At 68.4% G+C, this 18895-nt stretch carries 16 protein-coding genes; 12 read left to right on the top strand and 4 right to left on the bottom strand.

The genetic code is table 11. The features are described from left to right. Nucleotides 1-6: 6 nt before the first annotated feature. Both LFM09_RS39925 and LFM09_RS39920 read right to left on the bottom strand, forming a co-directional pair. On the bottom strand, nucleotides 7-288 hold the full coding sequence (locus LFM09_RS39925) for a helix-turn-helix domain-containing protein (RefSeq protein WP_414101830.1): 282 nt from the start codon (nucleotides 286-288) through the stop codon (nucleotides 7-9). Nucleotides 289-1139: 851 nt separating this feature from the next. Further along, nucleotides 1140-1928 carry an alpha/beta fold hydrolase gene (locus LFM09_RS39920; protein WP_414101829.1) on the bottom strand — a complete coding sequence of 263 codons (789 nt, stop codon included), beginning with the start codon at nucleotides 1926-1928 and terminating at the stop codon, nucleotides 1140-1142. A gap of 23 nt (nucleotides 1929-1951) precedes the next feature. Between LFM09_RS39920 and LFM09_RS39915 the strand changes: the two genes are divergently transcribed. From LFM09_RS39915 to LFM09_RS39880, 8 genes are all read left to right on the top strand, one after another. Then, a complete protein-coding gene (locus LFM09_RS39915; RefSeq protein WP_414101828.1) occupies nucleotides 1952-2617 on the top strand; it encodes a DUF998 domain-containing protein in 666 nt (221 codons plus the stop codon). A 196-nt stretch (nucleotides 2618-2813) separates the two neighbouring features. After that, nucleotides 2814-3083 carry a GlsB/YeaQ/YmgE family stress response membrane protein gene (locus tag LFM09_RS39910; RefSeq protein ID WP_414101827.1) on the top strand — a complete coding sequence of 90 codons (270 nt, stop codon included), beginning with the start codon at nucleotides 2814-2816 and terminating at the stop codon, nucleotides 3081-3083. A gap of 172 nt (nucleotides 3084-3255) precedes the next feature. Next, the gene (locus LFM09_RS39905; RefSeq protein ID WP_414101826.1) at nucleotides 3256-4326 is read left to right on the top strand and encodes a sporulation protein; all 1071 of its coding nucleotides are present in this window, start codon (nucleotides 3256-3258) and stop codon (nucleotides 4324-4326) included. 82 nt (nucleotides 4327-4408) lie between these two features. Then, nucleotides 4409-5707, top strand: a complete 1299-nt coding sequence (locus tag LFM09_RS39900; protein WP_414101825.1) for an alpha/beta hydrolase — start codon at nucleotides 4409-4411, stop codon at nucleotides 5705-5707. 28 nt (nucleotides 5708-5735) lie between these two features. After that, on the top strand, nucleotides 5736-8186 hold the full coding sequence (locus tag LFM09_RS39895; RefSeq protein ID WP_414101824.1) for a phosphatidylglycerol lysyltransferase domain-containing protein: 2451 nt from the start codon (nucleotides 5736-5738) through the stop codon (nucleotides 8184-8186). 201 nt (nucleotides 8187-8387) lie between these two features. Then, nucleotides 8388-9608, top strand: coding sequence for a DUF418 domain-containing protein (locus LFM09_RS39890; protein ID WP_414101823.1), 1221 nt, complete (start codon nucleotides 8388-8390; stop codon nucleotides 9606-9608). A gap of 126 nt (nucleotides 9609-9734) precedes the next feature. Then, a complete protein-coding gene (locus tag LFM09_RS39885; protein WP_414101822.1) occupies nucleotides 9735-10394 on the top strand; it encodes a response regulator in 660 nt (219 codons plus the stop codon). After that, a complete protein-coding gene (locus LFM09_RS39880; protein WP_414101821.1) occupies nucleotides 10391-11506 on the top strand; it encodes a sensor histidine kinase in 1116 nt (371 codons plus the stop codon). The genes LFM09_RS39885 and LFM09_RS39880 overlap by 4 nt, the downstream gene beginning before the upstream one ends. Before the next feature lie 43 nt (nucleotides 11507-11549). Here LFM09_RS39880 and LFM09_RS39875 read toward each other — a convergent pair whose 3' ends face one another. After that, nucleotides 11550-13298 (bottom strand): ABC transporter ATP-binding protein, encoded by a 1749-nt coding sequence (locus LFM09_RS39875; protein ID WP_414101820.1) that lies wholly within the window; start codon nucleotides 13296-13298, stop codon nucleotides 11550-11552. A gap of 254 nt (nucleotides 13299-13552) precedes the next feature. On the opposite strand from LFM09_RS39875, the gene LFM09_RS39870 reads away from it, so the two are divergent. Both LFM09_RS39870 and LFM09_RS39865 read left to right on the top strand, forming a co-directional pair. Continuing rightward, nucleotides 13553-13768: a hypothetical protein gene (locus LFM09_RS39870; protein ID WP_414101819.1), complete on the top strand. Its 216-nt coding sequence runs from the start codon at nucleotides 13553-13555 to the stop codon at nucleotides 13766-13768. Between the two features lie 102 nt (nucleotides 13769-13870). Next, nucleotides 13871-14053: a hypothetical protein gene (locus LFM09_RS39865; RefSeq protein WP_414101818.1), complete on the top strand. Its 183-nt coding sequence runs from the start codon at nucleotides 13871-13873 to the stop codon at nucleotides 14051-14053. Here the strand turns inward: LFM09_RS39865 and LFM09_RS39860 are convergent. Beyond that, nucleotides 14025-14495 (bottom strand): MmpS family transport accessory protein, encoded by a 471-nt coding sequence (locus LFM09_RS39860; RefSeq protein ID WP_414101817.1) that lies wholly within the window; start codon nucleotides 14493-14495, stop codon nucleotides 14025-14027. The two genes, LFM09_RS39865 and LFM09_RS39860, sit on opposite strands and share 29 nt — an antisense overlap. Nucleotides 14496-15058: 563 nt before the next feature. Between LFM09_RS39860 and LFM09_RS39855 the strand changes: the two genes are divergently transcribed. Both LFM09_RS39855 and LFM09_RS39850 read left to right on the top strand, forming a co-directional pair. Then, complete coding sequence (locus tag LFM09_RS39855; protein ID WP_414101816.1) at nucleotides 15059-17770, top strand: cupredoxin domain-containing protein; 2712 nt, start codon at nucleotides 15059-15061, stop codon at nucleotides 17768-17770. 158 nt (nucleotides 17771-17928) lie between these two features. Continuing rightward, nucleotides 17929-18873 carry a multicopper oxidase family protein gene (locus tag LFM09_RS39850; RefSeq protein ID WP_414101881.1) on the top strand — a complete coding sequence of 315 codons (945 nt, stop codon included), beginning with the start codon at nucleotides 17929-17931 and terminating at the stop codon, nucleotides 18871-18873. Nucleotides 18874-18895 lie beyond the last annotated feature (22 nt).

Raw genomic sequence — 18895 nt, 5'->3', positions numbered from 1 at the left:
CTCCGGTCACTGGTCGACCCACCCCTTGAGCGCGGCGAGCACACCCGCCTCGAACCGGCTGCGCGCGCCGAGCTGTGCCATCAGCTCCGCGGTGATCCGGCCGACGGTGCGGGTGGACACACCGAGCCGGCGCGCCGCCTGTTCGTCGGTGCAGCCCTCCTTCAGCAAGCGCAGCAACGCCTTCCACTCCTCCGGGAACTCCGGCACGCCCCCTTGGTCGTCGCTGTCCTTCTCGACCTTGAAGGGCGTGGCCTCCGTGTCGCCCCGGTGCGCCACTCCTGATGCCATTGGAAACGCGGATTTCCGCGCCCTGAAAGGAACTTGGGAAGGCGCACCTACACGGCACCTACAGCGCGCGGCCCAGGCCGCCACACCGGCTGCGGCACCCGCACCGCCACGACTGCGGCCAGCGGCCGCTACACCGGTGGATCGACATGTCCTGGGCGGGTTTCGGGCTGCCGACCCAGGCCGAGGTCCTCAAGCGCCGCGACGCCAGTTGGCACGTCGACCTGCGATCGTCCTGATCGGCCGGGCTTGCGCGTTGGTCGCGAACCTGCCTGACGACCACGTCGTGCGATCAGACCGCCACGGGCTCACGGACTGCAGGACCGGCCACGCCGCTGCACGACAGGATCCACACCGGTCTCATCTCCGACAGCGGTCTTCCGGCTGCGGCTGCGAGTCCAGTCGCCAGACGGCTCACTGATCACCGCCAGATGGCGGGCAGTTCCAGCCAGTAGGCGGAGGGTGGTTCGACGGCCGTCGCGATGTAGTGGTCCAGGCGACTTCGGACGGCGAACGAGGTGCGCTGCCGCGAAGGCGGGCTGTGGCCCCGCCGAGCGGGACGGGTGCCATTTCGAGCGGACCGGACGGAATGGTGATCGCCGCCGCTGGACCGGACCCCTGATCTGATCCAGCGGCACGGGGTGGGTACTGGGCCGCGCCACCTGGTTCGGTACCCACCCCGCCCCACCGCGGCTTCACCCGCGACACCACGTCATGGACACGAGCACGGTCTGCACAGGTGTGGTGGGCGCTGTCACGGATGTGCGGTCAGGACAGGAATGCAGGACATGTCAAGCACGGGCACCTTGCCGTCGCTTCACGAAGCGGCAGACGGGGCGACGGCTTCGTGCAGGTCAGGAGAGTGTGAGGCAGCGCAGCACGGCGTCGGCCACCGCGTCGGGATTGTCCAGCTGCACCAGGTGTGTCGCCTCGCGCACGATGCGGTGCACGCCGCGCGAGGAGAAGGTCGCCATCGACTCGTGGGCGGTGAGGATGCGGCGCGCGGACCTCGGGCCTCCGAGTGTTCCTCCCGCCGTGAACACCTGCCACGGCACGTCGGGCAACGGATGTGCGCCGCGCAACGCGTCCACCTCCGCGACCACGTCGGGGTACCTGGCGAGTTCCTCCACCACGGCGGGGCTCGCCGCTGGTCGGCCGGCCAGGCGGAGCAGCGGACTGGCGCACCGAGCCGCCAGACCTGCCGCTCCGAACCGGACGAGAGCGGCCGCGATCACTGCGCCGAGGTCGAACGGACGGCCGATCCCAGACGGAGCAAGGCTCGGGTCCACGAGCACCGCACCTCGCACGCGTGCGGGTCGTAGCCGCGCGTACGCCTCGACGTGCAGACCGGCGAGCGAGTGTCCGACCAGCACGGCCGGACCTCCCGCGAAGTCCAGGACCGCGTCCAGCACGCTCACTTCTCGCCCCGCCGACACGACCGCCGACGACGGTGTGCTGGCACCGATGCCTGGCCGGTCGAACCGCAGCACCCGCACAGCAGGTGCGAGGAGCCGGGTCACGGCGTCCCAGTCGGCAACCGCGCCCGCCAGCCCCGAGGTGAGCACGACCGGCGGCGCGTCCACCGGTCCGTCCGCCAGGAGGCGCAAGTTCGAGCCCACAGCGTTGATCACAAGACACAGCATGACGGAAGGGTGAGGGAAGCGTGGTGACGAGAAGATCTTCCAGCCGAGTTCCTCGCCGGCTCGACCAGCCGGGCGTGTGGCTGGTCGTGGCCGCACTCCTGTACTCGTCCTGGCTCCTCGAGCTGGTGCTGCCGACCGGTCTGTCCTTCGTGGACAGTTACGTGAGCGAGCTGCTCGCGGATGACCAGCCGTACCGGTGGTTGTTCCGCGTCACCGACGCCCTGGCGGCCTGCTGTCTGGTGCTCGCCGCCCGCCGGATGCGCGGGGGCCTGATCATCGCGTCTGTGCTCGTCTTCGCGGCCGCGACCCTCGCCGACACGGTGCTGTCACTGGACTGCGCGGCGAGTGTGGACGCGCTGTGCCGCTACCGCGAGGCGACCGGGTCGGTGTCGCTCGGGCACCGGCTGCATCAGGTCACCAGCGTGCTGACGTTCGGAAGCGCCCTGGCCGCTGCCGCAGGTCTCGAACGGAGCACCCGCCGGTGGCACGCCAGAGTGGTGGTCTCGCTGCTGGCCACGACGGGTGTGCTGTCCGCAGTCCTGGTGAACCAGCCTGGCGCCGGGCTGGTGCAACGCGTCCAGCTGCTGACCGTCGCGTTCGGACTGACCCTCGGAGCGCGAGCGTCCTTCTCCGCGTGGAGGTCCATTGTGGAACCCGGTCGATCGGCGGGGGCGGCTCCAGCCGGGTAGCGGGGTCGCTCCAGACGCCCGGCAGCTGGGAGACCACGCCGGCATCCGCAACACTTGTGTCATGGCATTCCGGGAAGACGTTGCAGCGAAATGAGATTTGGCTTCTCGGTCATGATGTCCGGTGCTGCGCATGAAGTTCCTCGAATGTCACGAACGACTTCGGCCATTCGGCCGAACTGACGTCCAAGGAGGCAACATGGCCATTTCCGGCATCTTCAGCGCACTCTTCATCGGTTTGATCATCGGTGCGCTGGGCAGGCTGGTCCTGCCAGGCAGGCAACGCATCCCGATCTGGCTGACCGTCCTGATCGGCGTCGTCGCCGCGCTGATCGGCACATTCGCCGCCAACGCACTCGGCGTGGGCGACACCCGCGGCATCGACTGGATCGAGCTGTTCATCCAGATCGCCCTCGCCGCCGGCGGTGTCAGCCTGGCGGCCGGGCTGTACGGCCGCAGGCACCGCTAGCCGCACCCGAGCCCGCGCGGTAGGCGTCGCCCCACCCCTTCGACGACGCCTACCGCGCAACCTGCCCGACCCACAACACCGGGACACGGCACTGTGCGGGCACACAACCTTCCAACTCCTGAACAACGTTGCACCAGAACTGATCTCATCCGTCCAAAGAGGAGACCTTCGCATGTTCAGTCGAATGCTGAGCGCCTTCGGCATCGGTGGCCCGTCCGTCGACACCGTGCTCGACTCGCCGCACGCCGTGCCCGGCCAGCCGATCACCGGACAGGTCCGCATCCAGGGCGGCAGTTCGGACGCCGAGATCGGCCAGGTCGTGCTGTCGCTGGTCACCCAGGTCGAGGTCGAGCGTGGCGGCTTCGGCGGTTTCGGCGGCGACGACGAGCACGGCGACGTCGCGGAGTTCTTCCGGATGGTCGTGCAGCAGGGACTGCGGGTGCCGGCGGGCCAGCTGGTCTCGATCCCGTTCCAGCTGCCGGTGCCGTGGGAAACGCCGATCACTGCGGTCGGTGGTGCGGCTCTGCCGGGGCTGAGCGTGGGTGTGCGCACCGAACTGATCGTCGCGGGCGCACCCGACAAGGGCGACCTCGACCCGGTGCTGGTCGGCCCGCTGCCCTCGCAGAACAAGGTGCTGGACGCGTTCGGACAGCTCGGATTCTCGTTCCGCAGCGCCGACGTCGAGGCCGGGCGCCTGCCCGGTGTACCGCACGAGTTCGGCTTCTACCAGGAGCTCGAGTTCTTCCCCCCGGCCCAGTTCGCGGGCAGGGTGAGCCAGGTCGAGCTGACCTTCGTGGCCAACGCGAACGAGCTGCACGTGATCTTGGAGGCCGACCGGCGCCGCGGCGGGTTCTCGTCCGGTGGCGACACGACCGGCCACCTTCGGCTCTCCCACCAGGAGGCGCAGGTCACCGACTGGGCCGCGGCCATCAGCGGCTGGCTCACGCAGGTCGCCGAGCGCGGCAGGACGAACCCCGCGTTCGGCGGTGCCGCCCACAACCCGGCGTTCGGCGGCCACAACGGCCACAACCCCGCCTTCGGCGGTCAGCCCGGGTACGGCGGTCAGCCTGGTTACGGTCGCCGCGGCTACGACCACGACGACTACGACCAGCACGGTCAGCGGCGCGGGGCGGGCATGGGCGGCATGCTCGCCGCCGGTGCGGCCGGTGCCGCCGGCGGTGTGCTCGGTGGCATGGCGATCAGCAGCATGGCCGAGGAGTTCTTCAGCGACGACGAGGGATGACCCGGCGTCACAACGAGACCCGCGTGACAGGCGTAACTCCCCCTCAGGACGCCTGTCACGCACCTTCCCTGCCGAGGAACGGATGCTCAGCCCATTGGACCTGTCGCTGATCAACGGGCCGATCCCCGTCACCGCAACCGTCGCCGGTGTGCTCGCGCTGGTCGCTCTGGCAATCCGGAAGAACCGGACGTGGTGGAGCCGGATCGTGCCGGCCGTCGTGCTGGCATGCACCGCTTTGACGGCAGGGCTGAAGCTCCTGCTCGACCACGTGTGGAAGCCGTGGCCGGAGCCGCTTCCCCCGATCCTGGCCGTCTGGGCGGGCGCGGCGCTGCTCGCGGTGTGTCTCGCGGTCGCGCGGCTGCGGACCGGGCGGTGGTGCTGGCGGCTGTTGAGCGTGGTGCTGGTGCTGGTCGTGATGACGAGCTCGTTCACGGCGGCGAACGCGCACTTCGGCTTCTACCCCACCTCACGCGCGGTGCTCGAGCTGCTCACGAACAACCGGGTGGATCTCGACGAGGCCGCCAAGCCGGCGTCGAGCGTGATCGAGGTACCCGCGGGCGGCAAGCTCGCCGATGTCTGGCAGAAGCCCGCGGACCTGCCGGAGAAGGGCACGGTCTCGGAGGCGCCGATACCCGGTGCGTTCAAGGCGCGTCCGGCGTGGATCTACCTGCCGCCCGCGTACGCGGCGACGCCTCGTCCGCGATTGCCCGTGGTGGTGTTGCTGCCGGGCCAGCCCGGTTCGCCGCGCGACTGGTTCGACGCGGGACGGCTCACCGAACGCCTGGACGCGTTCGCCCACGAGCACGACGGACTGGCACCGATCGTGGTGGTGGCCGACCAGCTCGGCGCACGGATGGCGAACCCGCTGTGCCTGGACTCGAAGCTGGGGCAGTCGGAGACATATCTCGCCCGTGAGGTGCCCGCGTGGATCAAGCGGCGACTGACGGTCGACGAGCGCCGCGAAGCCTGGACCATCGCGGGTTTGTCCCAGGGTGGCACGTGCGCGGTTCAGCTCGCGGTGCGCGCGCCGGACGTGTACGGGAACTTCATCAACCTCACCGGACAGCGCGAGCCGACGCTGGGCTCTCGCGCCGAGACGGTCAAGGCCGCGTTCGGTGGGGACGAAGCGGCGTTCGTGCGCGTCAACCCGATGGACATCCTTGCCCGCGAACGATTTGCGCAGACGGCGGGCGTGGTCGTCGCGGGACGGGACGACGTGCTCTACCGCCAGGCGGACGCCGAGGTGTTCGAGGCGTGTCGCAGGGCCGGTATCGACGTGCTGTGGAAGGAACTTCCGGGCGGGCACGACTGGAACGTGTGGCGGCCCGGCCTCTACGACTCCTTGCCGTGGCTCGCCTCGCGGACAGGGCTGAGCAGATGACCGCAGGGACCACCGGGAAACGAGAGACATGAGCACGCAACTGGACCGGATCACGAGGCTGGTCGGCAGGCTGTTCCGGACCGCTCCGCTGACGACTGTCTTCTTCGTCATCGCGTTCTGGACCGTCGGCGCACTGACCGGCGCGCTGGGTGGCCCGAACGAGGAACTGCTCGCGCGGATCGGCTTCGGCACCGGCAGTCCGTTGTGGACGGCACTCTCCTCGGCGCTGTGGGCCATGGATCTCACGGGTTACGTGGCAACCACCGCGCTGTTGCTCGTCTTCGGCACCCTGGCCGAACGCGAACTCGGTGCCCTGCGCACCGCGACGATCTTCCTCGCCTCCCACGTGATCGGGGTGTTCCTCGGACTGGGGGTGGTGCTGCTCGGCAGCAACCTCGGCTGGTCCTGGCTGGAGTCGCTCACGGGCGCGGTCGCGGCCGGGCCGTCGATCGGCGGGGTGGGACTCGCGCTGGCGTGCACGTTCCGGATGCCGGTGTTGTGGCGACGCCGCGTCCGGCTCATGACCGCCCTGTCGCTGCTCGTGCTCGCGTTGTACTCGGGCTGGCTGGAGGACCTGCTGCGGCTGACCGGTGGCGTGGCCGGACTGCTGATCGGCGTGCTCTTCCTCCGCCGGGACGTTGCCCGCACGCCGGGAACCTCGGCGGAGAAGCGGGTTCTCGTCGGCCTTCTGGTGGCGGCATCGGCGCTCGGACCGGTGGTGGCGATGATGTCACCGTTCCCGAACGGCCCGCTGTCGTGGTTCTCCGACGTGGTGGCGGTCGCCCAGCCGGCACCGGAAGACGTGGCCATCACGTGCGCTTCGGGCGCGGCCGAGCAATGCCGCACGATGCTGATCCAGCTGTCCTACGGACGGTTCCCCGCCCTGGTGATGTCACTGCTGCCGGCGTTGCTGCTGCTGGTGCTCGCGGAAGGGCTGCGCCGCGGCCGCCGGTTCGCCTGGTGGTCGGCGCTGGGCGGCACCTCGACGTACGCGGCGGTCACCGGGTGGTACGTCGCGCAGACCGCGCGGTTCCCGGACAGCGGTGAACTGGAAGTCGGTTTCTCCTACGGCGTGCCGATCCTGGCGCCGCTCGCGATCGCCCTCGTGCTGCTGCTGTCGCGCAAGTACTTCACCGTGCGGCTTCCCCGGCACGCGATTCGCAAGTTCTGGCGGTTCACGCTGGGCAGCATCGGATTGCTGTCCGCGCTGTACTTGTTCGGCGGCTACCTGGTGCGCGACCAGTTCACCCCACAACCGGGTTTTCTCCAGCTGCTCGCCGACCTGCCGACGCGGTTCCTGCCTCCTGGTTACCTGGGGCTGGTGCCGTTGCGGTTCAAGGCGAACGGGTTCGCCGGCACGCTGTTGTTCGAGTACACGGGCGTGGTGTTCTGGCTGATCGTGCTGGCGGGTTTGCTGATGGCGTCGTGGCGCGCGTGGCCGTCGTCGTCGGAGAGGGAGGCGGCCCACGCCCGCGAACTGGTGCGGCGGCACGGCGGTTCGTCGTTGTCGCACATGACGACGTGGCGCGGCAACGAGTACTGGTTCACCCCGGACGGCGAGACGGTGATCGCGTACCGGGTGGTGGCCACGATCGCGCTGACCGTCGGTGACCCGGTCGGGCCCGACCGGATCGACGCGGTCCGCGGATTTGCCGACTTCTGCCAGGAAAACGGCTGGACCCCGTGCCTGTACAGCATCAGCGCCGAGACCAGAGACGAGGTCGCCCCGCTCGGCTGGCCGGTGGTGCAGGTCGCCGAGGACACCGTGATCGAGCTCGACACGCTGGCCTTCACCGGCAAGAAGTGGCAGGACGTGCGCACCGCGCTGAACAAGGCGGCCAAGGAAGGCATCACCGCCGAGTGGTGCACCTACGCCGACGCACCACCCGCGATCACCGACCAGATCCGGTCGATCTCGGCGGAGTGGGTGGCGGACAAGGGTCTGCCCGAGATGGGCTTCACGCTGGGCGGGCTCGAGGAGCTCACCGGCGACGGCGTGCGGTGCCTGCTCGCGATCGACGCCGACCGCACCGTGCACGGCGTCACGAGCTGGCTGCCGGTGTACTCCGACGGCGAGGTCATCGGCTACACGCTCGACTTCATGCGCCGCCGTGCCAACGGTTTCCGCGGCACGATGGAGTTCCTGATCGCCTCGGCCGCACTGGAACTGAAGAACGAGGGCACCCGGTTCCTGAGCCTGTCCGGCGCACCGCTCGCCCGGCTCGACCGCGGTGAACGTCCTCGCCTGCTGCAGCGGGTGCTGGACCTCACCGGACAGGTGGTGGAACCGGTCTACGGGTTCCGCTCCCTGTTCGCGTTCAAGGCGAAGTTCCAGCCCGTGTACCGGCCGATGTACATGGCTTACCCGGACTCCGCCGCACTGCCCCGCATCGCGAACGCGGTCAGCCGTGCCTATCTGCCCCACGTCACCCCACGACAGGGTTTCCGCCTCGCCGCCAGGATGATCAGCCGCTCCTGACCGGCCACAGTGGACCAAGGCGGTCGGCCCGGAGAGTCCGGCCGGGTGGCGGGGTCCGCACCCCGACCTGACGGATGGTCCCGTCACCCACCTCGCCGCCAAAGTTGCTGCATGACACAGATGCCACCACCGCAGGACACCTCAGCTGCGCCGGAGACATCGCCTCCCCAGCCCAAGACGGCAACAGAACCCACACCCTCGATGGGGCGCTTGGTCGGAGTGGACCTGGCCCGCGCGCTGGCCGTGTTCGGAATGTACGTCGTGCACCTCGGCCCCTCGGCGACCAACGCGAGCGGCATCGGTGCCTGGGTGCGGCACCTGACGGAAGGCCGTTCGTCGGCCCTGTTCGCCACGCTCGCCGGGTTCTCGCTGATGCTGATCGCCGGCCGCCTTGAGCCGAAGACCGGTGTGGCCGGACGGCAGGCGAAGGCTCGGATCGCGATCCGAGCCGTGATGCTGCTCGTCCTGGGCACCGTGATGATCACGTTCTACGGCGACGTGGTGATCCTCGCCTCCTACGGGCTCTTCTTCCTCCTGGCAATGCCACTGCTGCGCCTGAACGCCAAGACGCTCGCGATCATCGCGGCCGGGATCGCCGTCGTCGGGCCGCTGCTGGCCTTCGGCCTCAAGTCCCTGATCACCGAACCGGCCAGGGCTGCCGTGAAGGCCTACGACCCACTCGCCCAACTCGGCGGCGCGGGACTGCTGGACCTCCTGCTCACCGGCTTCTACCCCGCGATCCCCTGGATGGCGTTCATCATCGCCGGCATGGCGCTGGGCCGGCTGGACGTGTCCTCCGGCGCCGTGCGCAAGCGGCTGGCCGTGTTCGGTCCCGCCCTCGCCGTGTTCGCCTACGGCACCTCCTGGCTGCTGGCCCAGCTGATCGACGGCGTGCGGGAAGCCGCGGAGATGCAGAGCGCCAGGGGGCCCGGCGGCTCGGGCACGGGCAAGGGACCGAAGGACCCCGGCGCCATGGGCGACCTCGGCGCCGCCGGTGACATGATGCCGCCCAACACCACGGGATCGGCCTGGTCGTTGCTGACCTCAGGGCCGCACAGCGGAATGCCGTTCGACATCATCGGCTGCGTCGGAGTCGCGATCACCGTGATCGTGCTCGCGATGATGGCGATCGACCGCCTGCCACTGCTGCGGCGCCTGGCCGCACCGATCATCGCCGTGGGCACCATGTCCCTGACCGCCTACGTCGGTCACTTCCTGCTGTCGTCCCAGATGTCGGGGGCCTCCGGTGCATCCGGGACCGGCGTGACCGCCGGGTCCGAGTCCCAGACGTCCTGGACACCGGTACTCGTGTTCATCTTCGGCGCCATGCTGTTCGCCTTCATCTGGTCTCGCTTCTTCCGCAAGGGACCGCTGGAGTACCTGCTCAACCTCGCCACCAAGCCGGCGAAGTACATCCGTTGAGCCCCCGGCCGACCGGCTGGTCAGAACCTGCCGGTCGGCCGGGCCCGACCCGCCAGGTCCCGGATGGCGACTCCGCGGAGGTCTCGGCGAGACTGCACGCGTGCAGGATCCACAAAGGAGCGTGAAATGATCCGGGTGGTCGTCGTGGACGACGAGGAGCTCGTGCGGACCGGTTTCCGCCTCATCCTCCAGGCTGCCGGAGACATGGAGGTCGTCGCCACACCCACCGGCGCGCAAGCGGTGCGCGAGATCAGTCTGCTCAAACCCGACCTCGTGCTGCTCGACATCCGGATGCCGGACGTCGACGGCCTCACCATCCTGCGTCAGCTGCAGGGCCTCAAGCAGCCGCCGGTCGTGGCGATGCTGACGACGTTCGACTCCGACGAGTACATCGCCATGGCCCTGCGATCGGGCGCGGCCGGGTTCATCCTCAAGGACACCGGGCCCGAGCAGCTCGCGCAGATGGTGCGCACGCTCGTCAGCGGCGGCGTGGTGCTCTCCCCCAAGGTCACCCGCACGGTCGTCGACGGCTACCTCGGTTCCGGTGCGGGCTCGGCAGCCACCGAGCAGGTCGGGCTGCTGACCGAACGCGAACGCACGGTGCTCGTGCTGATCGCGGAGGGACTGTCCAACACCGAGATCGGCGCCCGGATCCACGTCAGTGTCGGCACGGTGAAGGACCACGTCAGCGCCATCCTCACCAAGCTGCGCGTCGGCAGCAGGGTGCAGGCGGCCCTGGTGGCGCAGCGGGCCGGCCTGCTCGACGACAGCGGGGAGCCGCTGTGAGCTCCCGCCCGTCCAGCCGGCTCGTCGACGCCGTGCTGCTCGCGGTCGCCGTGGCCGAGGGAGTGCTGACCACGATCGCCGAGAACGACCCGTACGGGCTCGTCACGATCGCGATCGCCGTGCTCGCCCTCCTGGTGCGCGAACGCTGGCCGCTGCCGTCCTTCTTCGCGACCCTGCCGGCAGTGCTGTTCCCCGGCACGATCGTTCCGGCGATCGTCGCTCTCTACGCGGTCTCCAGCCGTTATCGCGACTGGTGGCTGCTCGCGGGGTGCGGCCTCCTCGCCGCGGCCAGCTTCGTCTTCCCGACAACGGAATTCGCGCCGTCGATCTGGGACTCCTACACGCTGCTCGGCGTCGTCTACTTCACGATGACGGCGGTCGCGCCGATCCTGCTCGGTCAGTTCCTGCACACGCAGCGGGAGCTGGCACTGCGGCTGGAAGAGGTCAAGGAAGCACGCGAGCACGAGCGGCGGCTCGACGCGGAGGCGATCCTGGCCCGCGAACGCAACCAGCTCGCCCGCGAAATGCACGACGTCGTGTCCCACCAGGTGAGCCTGATCGCGGTGCAGGCAGGCGCGCTCATGGTCAGCACCACGGATCCGAACGCCAAGCAGGCGGCCGGGAACGTGCGGCAGCTGTCCGTGAACACGCTCGACGAGCTGCGCCACATGGTGAATCTGCTGCGCGCCTCGGGCACACCGTCGACCGAGCTCACCCCGCAGCCGACGCTGACCGATCTCGAACGCCTCATCGGCAACAGCGCGATCGACGCCCGGCTGGTCGGCGCCGCACCGGAAGGGCTCGAACCACCCGTGCAGCGGGCCATCTACCGCACCATCCAGGAAGCGCTCACCAACGTGCGCAAGCACGCTCCCGGTGCCGGCGCCACCATCGAGATCAGCCACGACGACACCGACCTCACCGTCACCGTCACCAACACCCGGCCCACCCGGCCGAACCTCGCCCTGCCCAGCGCACAGCACGGACTCGTCGGACTGCAGGAGCGCGCCGCACTGCTCGGCGGGAAACTCCACACCGGCCCCATGCCCGACGGTGGCTTCCAGCTGCGGCTGCGGCTCCCGATCACGACAGTCGGCACAGCACACGGATGACCACGCTCGGAGTGCGCCGGATCGGCGCACTCCGAGCACCCGCTCATCGGGCGTGTTCGCCGGTGAGCAGCTGAGTGGCGGCGAAGTCGGCGTACATCGGATCACTCCGCACGAGCTCGTCATGAGTGCCGGCAGCACGCACGGTTCCGTTGTCCAGCACGACGATCCGGTCCGCCTGCGTCACCGTCGACAGCCGGTGCGCCACCACGAGCACCGTCATCGTCTTCGCCGCGGTCGTGACCACGTCCCTGATCGCCATCTCGTTCGCGGCGTCCAGCTGCGAGGTGATCTCGTCCAGCAACAACAACCGCGGACGGCTGAGCAGCGCACGGGCGAGCGCGACCCGTTGCCGCTCACCACCGGACAGGAAGGTGCCGCGATGCCCGACCGCGGTGTCCAGCCCGTCGGGCAGCCGCTCGACGAGAGCGTCCAGCCGGGTCTGCGCCACCACATCGCGAATCTCCTCGTCAGTCGCCTCCGGGCGCCCGTAGACGAGGTTCTCGCGCAACGACCCGGACAACAGCGGCGCGTCCTGTTCGACATAGCCGATGCCCGCACGCAGGGCGGCCAGATCCCAGTCCGCCAGATCGCAGCCGTCCAGCAGGATCCGCCCGGCCGACAGCTCGTAGAACCGCTCGATCAACGCGAACAGCGTGGACTTGCCCGCACCGGAAGGACCGACGAACGCGGTCATGCCCGACGCGGGGACGTCGACACTCACGCCACGCAGCACCTCCGGCCGGTCCGGACCGTAGCGGAACCGGACGTCGACGAAGGTCAGGCGAGCTCCGCCCTCTCCCGCGACCTCGTTGTCACCGGTGCCGAGCGGCTCGGCCTCCATCTGGTCGACCTCACTCAGCCTGCGCACCGCGGCGAGCCCGATCTGCAGCCTGCTGCCGGCGTGCAGCAACTGACCGATCGGCTCGTGCAGGTAGAACAGGAACAACAGGAAAGCAACCAAAGTGGACAGTGAGATCGCTCCGGTCGCGACCCGCGCGCCGCCGATGCCGAGCACGGCGAGGAACGACGCCTGGACCGCGAGGCCGTTGGAGCCGTGCACCAGCGATTCCCACCACGCCGAACGAACACCGGCACGCCACGCGTTGTCGGCGCCGCGCTCGATCGCGGCGATCTCCCTCGTCTCGGCGCCGGCTGCCTTCACGGTGCGGAAGGCGCCGAGCACTCGCTCCAGCCGCGCACCGGTCTCACCGACAGCGCTCTGGGCGGCGTGGGACGCCTTCTCGATCATCGGCATCCCGGCCAGAGCGAGCAGGCCGACCACCAGGAGCACGGCCAGGGTGATGCCGAGCAGGACGAGGTCCATCACGCCCATCATCACGACCATCACCACGGTCGTCACCGAGCCGGTGACCAGTGCGACGAGCGCGTGCGTGCACACCTCGCGCAGCAACGTCGTGTCCCCGGTGAACCGCGACAGCAGGTCTCCTGGCTCGGTGCGTTGCACCGCAGGCACGCGCAACGAGAGCAGCCGCCGAGTCAGCCGTTTCCTGGCGACCAGCACGACCGACTCGGCGGCACGTTCCAGCAGGTAGTCACCGACCATCGCGATCGCGGCACCGGCCAGTGCCAGGCCGACCAGCAGCGCCAGCAGACCGGTGATCCCGTCCCCCGAGCCCAGCCGGTCCACCAGCGCCTTGGCCGCCAGCGGCTGTGCGGCGGCGGCAAGACCGCTCAGCAGGACGAGTGCCCCTCCGAAAAGGATGGTGAGCCGCTGCGGTCTGGCGTACCCCAGAAGCGTTCGCCAGGTCGCGCGGTCAATCGGGGTGCGCACGGTGAAACAACTCCGTCTTCTCTGTTCGTGGCTGAAAATCGCAAGCCGGGCAGGCGAAAACGCCGCCGCGGACCGGCTCCACGATCATCAGCCACGCCACACGTCGCACGGCACCGGCGAACCAGCTGGACCTTCCAGCCAGGTGACCTGGTAAGACCCGCCACCTGGGGGACGACGAATCGCTGAGTGTCCACAAAGGTCTTGCGGACAGTGCGTTTCCCGTCCGTCACGCCGCCTTCACGAAGCACGGTCACATGAACTCGCTGCTCCTCATGATCGCGATCGCCGTGGCGGTCCGCTCCTTCGCAGCGTCCCGGCTGGACCGGTGGCACCTCGGTGCACCGGTCGTCATCGTCGCGGCGGGTGTCGTCATCGGTCTGGTCGACGAACAGTCGATCAAGATCGCGCTGAACACCCAGGCGCCGGCAAACGTACCGATGATGCCGGCCGAACCGGTCGAGACCAGGTAGCCCGCGTCTGTCCTTTGTGGGCAGTCTGACCCAGGTCATCGCCGGCGAGCAGCCGGCCGACCAGGCGCGTGCCGGCCTGCCGGGCAGTCACCCAAGCACCTGATGACCCTGGCGCTGCCCGACCGGGTGCACCACATGGCGGACATGTTCCGCTGCCACGCCATGCGCGGCGATCTGCTCGACCCACCGTGCACCGCCGAGCAGATCGAGGCCGCGACCGACAGGCGCCGCCCCCACCGGCACGCTCTGAGCCCTCTCAGCCCTGCCCCGCCACCGCCGGGGTGATCATGTTCGAGCACGACACGGTGGCGTGCTCACCCTTGGCCGTGTTGTTGGCGACGACGTGGCCGTCGACAGTGATGGTGCACGAGATCGACTCGCCCTGGCCGTTGGCCGCCATCACCTGCGCCACGCTGAGACCAGGGCCGGAGGAGATGGTCAGTTCCTTGCGCCACGGCAGGTCGACGGCTTCGGCCTTCTCGGTGCTGTTCACTCCCTCGGTGGCGAACCTGATCTCGGGCGACCTGCCTCCCGGCCCGGTGATCTCGTAGACGACCGTGTGGGTTCGTGGGGCGGGGTCGGGATCGCGGCCGACGACGACCCAGGCGGCCGTGGCCACGACGAGCACGACCGCGGCAAGGCCTGCCAGCCGGGCTCGCCAGTGACCTGGCCCGCTGGCGGGAGAAATCAGCGGACCGTCTTTGCGCGTACCCCTGGAAGACGGCATGTTCCATCACTTTCTCTCACTGGAGCGGGTTTGCGCATTGCTGCGCGGTCGTGGCGGTGTGCGTGAGTCATGGTGGCAGCTGCGCGGGCGTTTTGGCCAGAACCTCTCGGGTAGACCCTTGAGAGCCGCTGTCTCGAACGGCTCGACGGTGTCGAGTATCAACTTAAAAAGCAAATACCTGTCACTCGACACACACTTGCATAGGTCCAAAATAGGTGCCATGACCTGCACATATGGCGGTTCGCGACGGCACAATGAGATGTCGTGCATGGATTTCGCAGAATATCCTGTTAGGTGTTGGTCACAACGACGAGCAGTGCCGGGTGCGACCCAGTTGACAGATCGTTAACGTCCGGGAAATCCTTCGGACATTGGTCGTGGATGTATTTAGGTGCCTTCACGTGACGACTGGTTCATCACCGCGGATGTGAACCGCAGCGCGGTTAGGCGCTCGTGCGGCGAACTAAACCTCAACGGGGCGTGTTCGTCATGCGTGGAGTTTTTCCGATGTGCCGAAATAGGTGTCAGAAGGGAAATCGATGCGCTCTCCACAGGTATTACGCATGTTCTCCTCGGGAAGGAGGCGCCGACGCGGAGCACGAGCACTCGCGCTCGGCTCGGCGCTGCTGCTCGCCCTGACCGCGATCGGGCTGAACACACCGGCAGCCACCGCGGCCACGTTCACGGTGTCGATGCAGAACCTGCAGTACAACCCGGCAACGCTGAACGTGAACGTCGGCGACACCGTCAGGTGGACCAACAACGAGACCAACGGTGTCGTGCACAGCGTGACCGGTGGTCCGCTGTCGTCGGATGTGAACGCCGGGGAGTCCTTCTCCTTCACCTTCACCTCCGCCGGCACCGTCAACTACCGCTGCCGCTTCCACCCGGACATGCTCGGGTCGGTCGAGGTCAGTGGCACGTCGCCCACAACCACCACCGGACCGACAACCACGACCACAGGTCCGACTACCACCACCACGGTGCCCACGACCACCACCAGCTCCCAGACGCCCGGCCCGACGACGACCACGGGTTCTGGTGGGCTACCGATCGGCGGCGGGCCGGTTCCGGTGTCGTTCCACCTCACGGACAACCAGGGGTCCTGGTACGACACGAACCTCCAGCTGTTCGGCACGCGTTCCCTCGCGGTCGCCGAACTGCCGCGGGTGAAGCTCAACCCGCTCGTCCCCGGCGTGCCCCTGGACGGGCTGCCGTTGCTGGGCAACGGCGCTCTGCTCGGCTCGGCCGCGAGCAACCTGCTCAACGGTGATCTGTCGCGGTTGACCCAGCTCCAGTTCAACAACGGCCCGACGCCGCTCCAGAGCCTCGGTGTCGACCCGGCGAAGCTGCTCGGCCTCGACAAGCTGCGCACCTCGATCGGCAAGGTGATGCCGTTGCTGGACGCGCGGGCGATCAAGGCGAACACCCTGATCACCCAGCTCTCCCAGCAGATGGCGGCCCGGCCTGCCAACTCGAAGACCGCGCTGCTCGATCTGCCGGTCGGGGTGGAACTGATGAAGGTGCTGGAGGACATCCAGAGGTACGTCCAGACCACCACGATCAGCTTGCCCGTGACGGTGAACTTCGACATCAAGGCTCCGGCCGCGGAGTCGGCGCACACCATCACGAACCTGATCTGGCCGGAGGGTGCGGCGGGCTTCCCGTTCGACCAGCCGGGCGCCTTCGTCGGCAGCTCGACCGCGCAGCTGACCGAACCGGGTCTCTACGCGTTCGTCTGCAAGATCCACCCGTACATGCTCGGTGCGGTCGTCGTGGACGACCCGCTCACGCCAGGCCTCGACTTCGGCAAGAAGCTCAAGGTCAACAGCCGCGGGCTGAACGTCCCGTCCGATGGCGACATCATCTCGCAACTGGTCCAGAAGTTCTTCAACATCACCGCACCGGCCAACTGGCAGAAGTTCAGCAACACCGAACAGCGGACGTGGAACCCCACGTATCCGCCGGCGCCGATCCTGATGTACGACTCGAACGGGTCACCTCAGCTCGTCCCGCTGCTGGACGCCTACCTCAAGAACAAGTTCAACACGCCGAAGACCCTGCCCGCACTGACCCAGCGGCCTGGGACTCCGGGCGTGGGCGAGGTCTGGATCGACACCCAGAAGGAGCGGACGGCGGGCAAGACCAAGTCCGGTACCGCGACGAAGGTCGACGTCTCCACCTGGAAGGTCGACCGCAAGGTCGCGCTGCCTCAGATCAACATGAACAACCCGCACAACATGTGGACCGACAAGGACGAGAGGTACATCTACCAAACCGAGTGGTTCGGCAACAAGCTCACCGTCTTCGAGCGGGCGACGGGGCAGTTCGTCCGGCAGATCGAGGTCGGGCCCGACCCCTCGCACGTGATGACGAGGACGGACACCGACCAGCTCCACGTCGCGATCAACGGCGGTGCGTCGGTGGTCGAGCTCTCGCCCGGTGCCACGAAGATCGATCGCCGGATTCCGGTCCAGGGACCGGGTGAGAAGGTCGCGCATCCGCACGCCCACTGGATGACCGGCGACGGCAAGACCATGGTCACGCCGAACGTCAACACCTACGACTCCACCGTCGTGGACATCGCGTCCGGCAACATCCGCAAGGAAGCCACCGGTGAACTGCCGATCGCCACGGGCATCACGCCCGACGGCGCGAAGGCGTACGAGGCCAACTTCATGGGCGCGACGGTGTCCTGCATCTCGCTCAAGGCCGACGCGTGCAAGGACGGTAACGCCACCGTGCACCACAAACAGATCGACCTGTGGCGCAACTACGACCCGGTGGCCGGTGACCGCGGCTCGTTCGGCGGCCTGCCGATCCAGCTGCCGGTGAGCCCGGACGGCAACGCGGTACTCGTGGCCAACACGTTGTCGTCCAACATCACCGTCCTCGACCCGAAGACCGACGAGATCGTGAAGTGGCTGCCCTGCGACTCCGGTTGCCACGGCATCAACTACGGCGCGAAGCGGGGCGGCGGCTACTACGCCTACGTCTCCAGCAAGTTCGCCAACACGATGGCGGTCATCGACATCGACCCGAACGGCGACGGCAGCCCCGCCGACGCCGCCGTGGTCGGCAAGATGGTGCTCGACTCGGTCTCCACGACCGCGATGGACGACCCGGTCGTGGACTACATGGGCATGGGAGGCATGGGTGTACTCGCCGTGCCGCTCGTCTACGAAGGCTGGGTGCAGAAGGCGCCCAGCAATCCGGTGAACGACCTGCTGACCTGCCGTCAGCGACACCCGCTCACCTACGCCACTGATTGCTGACACCACCACCGCGAGACGGGGAAGCCGTTCGAGGACGGCTTCCCTGCCCGCGGCTTCCCTGCGGGAGGCGACCCATGTCCACAGAGTTGGTTAGCGATGAGTTTCTGACGGCAGGTGCGACGCGGACGTCCAGTCAGCGCAAGGTCCTGCCGGTGTTGATGGTTCTCCTGTTCGTCCTGACCGCCCTGGTGGGGGTGACGGCGTCAGGTGTCATAAGACAGTCCACTGCGGACCCGGTGCTGCCGGCCGCGGCGGGCGAGGATCTCGGTGACGGAACCCGCCTCGCGCAGTACGAGGTGGTCAACGGAGTCAAGGTGTTCCGTCTGCGGGCGGCTCCCACGTCGTGGGAGGTCTCACCCGGCAACGTCCGGCAGGCCTTCGCCTACAACGGGATCGTGCCGGGGCCGGTGATCCGGATCAACGAGGGCGACCAGGTGCGTTTCATCCTGCAGAACGACCTGCCGGAGCCCACCGCGCTGCACTGGCACGGCATGGACCTGCCCAACGACCAGGACGGCGTGCCCGGTCTCACCCAGCCGGAGATCGAGCCTGGGCAGAGCTTCACCTACGAGTGGAAGGCGATCAGCACCGGAACTCACTGGTACCACTCGCACATGCACGGAGACCAAGAGGGCAAGGGGCTCTACGGCTCGCTGGAGGTGGTGCCCAGACTCGGCGACATCACCGCCGCCCGCGACTACCGGCTGATCATCGGGGACGGCCCGCTGGGCTTCGTGTTCAACGGCAAGAGCTTCCCGGCCACCGTGCCGCTGCGGGCGCGGGTGGGCGAGCGGGTGCGCATCCGGTTGATCGGCGCGGGCCCTGAGATGATCCACCCCATCCACCTGCACAGCGGGCACTTCGAACTCGTTGCACAGGACGGAAAGCGACTCCCGTTACCGCAGCAGATGGACACGCTCCTGGTCGGTGTCGGGCAGACCTACGACATCGTCTGGACACCGACCAGGGTGGGCAAGTGGATGATCCACTGCCACATCTTCTCCCACGCCGAGACCCACCACGGGATGGCCGGGCTGGTGTCCATCTTCAACGTCGATCCGCCCGCGATCGGCCTTCCGCTGCCCCTTCAACAGGGCGGCTGACGCATGACGACGACCACCGGCA

The organism is Lentzea alba (genome assembly GCF_047445655.1).
GTDB lineage: Bacteria > Actinomycetota > Actinomycetes > Mycobacteriales > Pseudonocardiaceae > Lentzea > Lentzea alba_A.
This window is presented reverse-complemented; position numbering and strand designations above follow the sequence as displayed.